This window comes from Clostridiales bacterium (assembly GCA_017961515.1).
Classification (GTDB): domain Bacteria; phylum Bacillota; class Clostridia; order Acetivibrionales; family RGIG10202; genus RGIG10202.
Genome location: JAGCXC010000048.1, coordinates 1 through 3,257 on the forward strand (window position 1 = coordinate 1; position 3,257 = coordinate 3,257).

Annotated in this window: 4 protein-coding genes; all 4 read left to right on the forward strand. The window is 32.6% G+C overall.

Annotated elements, in window-relative coordinates:
- A partial coding sequence (gene glmU, locus J6Y29_03720) for a bifunctional UDP-N-acetylglucosamine diphosphorylase/glucosamine-1-phosphate N-acetyltransferase GlmU (protein MBP5426982.1) occupies positions 1–275 on the forward strand: 275 nt, incomplete at its 5' end.
- A gap of 21 nt (positions 276–296) precedes the next feature.
- Positions 297–1,259: a ribose-phosphate diphosphokinase gene (locus tag J6Y29_03725; GenBank protein MBP5426983.1), complete on the forward strand. Its 963-nt coding sequence runs from the start codon at positions 297–299 to the stop codon at positions 1,257–1,259.
- A gap of 198 nt (positions 1,260–1,457) precedes the next feature.
- Positions 1,458–2,282, forward strand: a complete 825-nt coding sequence (locus tag J6Y29_03730) for a hypothetical protein (GenBank protein MBP5426984.1) — start codon at positions 1,458–1,460, stop codon at positions 2,280–2,282.
- A gap of 44 nt (positions 2,283–2,326) precedes the next feature.
- Positions 2,327–3,257, forward strand: a 931-nt coding sequence (locus J6Y29_03735; GenBank protein ID MBP5426985.1) for a hypothetical protein, incomplete at its 3' end; no start/stop codon positions are given.

A 3,257-nucleotide genomic window follows, 5' to 3' on the forward strand; every position in this document is an offset into this window, starting at 1 on the left:
TAGGTGATGCAAAAGTAGGAAAGGGTGTAAACCTAGGATGTGGAGTGGTTGTTGTAAATTATGATGGCAAGAAAAAATACCAAACAGTTATAGGAGATAACGCATTTGTTGGTTGTAATGTTAATCTAATTTCTCCTGTTGAAGTAAAGAATAATACATTTATAGCAGCAGGTTCAACAATAACAGAGGAAGTACCTGAAAATTCGTTAGCAATAGCAAGAGCAAGACAAGAGGTAAAAGAAAATTGGGTACTAAAAAGAGAAAATAAAAAATAGAAATAGAAGGAGTAGCAAGTAATGAACATTCATGGAAAAGATATTAAGATTTTTGCAGGCAATTCAAACAAAGAGCTAGCACAAGAAATAGCAGAGAAAATGGGACTTCCAATAGGTAGTGCAAATGTTGGTATGTTTAGCGATGGAGAAAGTGCTATAAATATAGAGGAGGTAGTAAGAGGTTCTGACGTATTTATAATTCAATCAACAAGCACACCAGTAAACGACAATTTAGTTGAATTGTTAATTATGATAGATGCGTTAAAGAGGGCATCAGCAGGAAGAATAACAGCAGTAATGCCATACTTTGGATATGCAAGACAAGACAGAAAGGCAAAAGCAAGAGATCCAATTTCAGCAAAATTAGTAGCAAACCTTTTAACAGTAGCAGGAGCAGATAGAATTTTGACAATGGATTTACATGCACCACAATTACAAGGATTTTTCGATATTCCAGTAGATCATCTAGTTGGAGTGCCAATATTAGCACAATATTTCAAGGAAAAATTTGCAGATCATAATGACTTGGTTGTTGTATCTCCAGATGTAGGAAGTGTAACAAGATCTAGAAAATTTGCACAAAGGTTAGATTGCCCACTTGCTATAATAGATAAAAGAAGACCAAAAGCAAATGTATGTGAAGTTATGAATATTATAGGAGACATAAAAGATAAAAGAGTTATATTAGTAGATGACATGATAGACACAGGAGGAACAATCATAAATGCTGCAAATGCTCTAGTAGAAAGAGGGGCAAAAGAAGTATATGCTTGTTGTACACATGCAGTATTCTCAGGACCAGCAATAGAAAGGATTAAAAACTCAGCAATAAAAGAAATGGTAGTATTAAACACAATAGACTTGACAGAAGAGAAAAAATTAGATAAAATAAAGGTACTGTCAGTGGCAAGTGTATTTGCGGAAGCAATTGAAAGGATATATGGAGATATATCAATCAGTACACTGTTTACTCAGTTAGATTAATTTTTTTTAAATTTCGATTTTGTTTTTAGTTTGTTTTCTGGTGTCTCAGTATAAGGTATAAAATGCCTTGTATTGAGGCACCTTTCCTTTATAAGGGATACATAAATTACCAAGGAATAACCTCATAAAAAAACCGATAAAAATAGTAGGCCATATGTACAACAACAATGGGAAATACTGCTAAAAGGAGGTATTCTAATGGTTAAATTAAAAGTATGTGTTTTAATTAGTCTTATGTGTGTAACAATAGGTGGGGTGTATATAAAATCATATGCAGAAGATTTAAGTATATCGGTTACACCTCCATCAGAAGTAACGGGTAGTGTGCCAAATCTAGAGGAGATATTTCTAACAGGTTCTGCACTACAAAATGTAAATTGGGACATAAAGCAAAAGGTAGACTGGAACAGTTCAAATGATACTAGAAAGAAGCTAATATACAAAACCACAAATGATAATCAATCTATTAATCATATAAATGAGGAATTAATTAGTAGTGTAGCAATGGGTTTAGAAGAAACAGTAAACGAAAAAGCACTAGAAAACCCATATATTATAGCAGTATATAGTGATAATGGAAATACTATAGCAGGAGAAAAAGGAAGTGCATGTGATACATTAATTACAGCTATAGATGAAAAAGAAAAGGTAAATGGATATATGGAAGTATTAGAAGTACCAATGTCACAAGCTACAAATAGCAAAAATGTGCAATTACAGAAGATAGAAGGAGATGTAACAATAAGGGATTTACCTTACACAGTCAAAAACAACATTTCAATTTCATCATCTAACAGTAATGGAAAAAGAAAAGTAACAATAACACCAAAAGATTCAATAAAAGATATAAAAGAAGTAGGGGTGAGAGTAGAATATACAAACGGTAACATAAAAAAAGGTTTTGTTAAAAAGACAAATTTAGTAACAAGTAACGAAATAACATTTAGTTTCCCACATATACCACAAGATGCAACATACACAGCATATTGTATAAAATACGACAATGAAGAAATAAGGTCATAGGCAGTTTAATTATAATACATAGCAAAGGGGAGGGAAATTAAAGTATGAAAAAATCAAACAAACCAATGTTTATGATGTTTACATTTCTTATGCTAGTAACAGCGGTATTTTATAATTTATCAAATGTATCAAAAGCAGCTATTAATGATGAAGATGACTCTAACATAACATATACAACTGAATATGCATCAAGTAAAACAAATGGTTCAACATTAGAATTTACTAAAGATACAATATTTGTTATGGATAGTAATAGTGATAAGTACTTTAAAGGTATAAGAATAAAATATGGGAAAACTCTAAAAATACAATTAAAGGGTAGTGGTAATTTATACACGTATGGTTCACAACCAGATAAACCAAATACTTCAAGTAATGGAGCAAGTGTAGCTTATCCAGGTATATATGTTCCAAGTGATTCAAGGTTAATAATAGAACAAACTTCGAATAATGCAGGATACTTAGTAGCAGTAGGTGGATGTGCTACAACAAAATCTACAATTCCAGCAAATGGAACAGCAGCAGGAATTGGTGGATGTGGTTATTCATATTATAGAGCTGTATCAGGTAACTTTATGAGTGATCACATGGTAAGTGCAGGTGGAGGTTCGACAAATTGTGGAACCATAATAATAAAAAGCGGAGTTGTTTTTGCATGTGGAGGAAGTGCTGTTGCAACAGGTTCTGATGATGCACATGGAACAGGAGCAGGAATTGGAGGAGGAGGAGTATATTTTTATACACATGATGATGATGATTATACTGTAGTAAATTCCGGTAAGGCAGGTGTTGTGAAAATATTTGGTGGATATGTATTTGCTATCGGAGGAGGAACTGCATATTCAACAGACAGCAAGACAGAAAAAAATAGTATATATTATCATCTAAGAGATTTTTTGTTTAATCCAAGTAACGGTTTTAGTAGCTGTGAGAAAAAGCAATCTAACAAAAAAGCAGAGGGAACAGGAGCAGGAA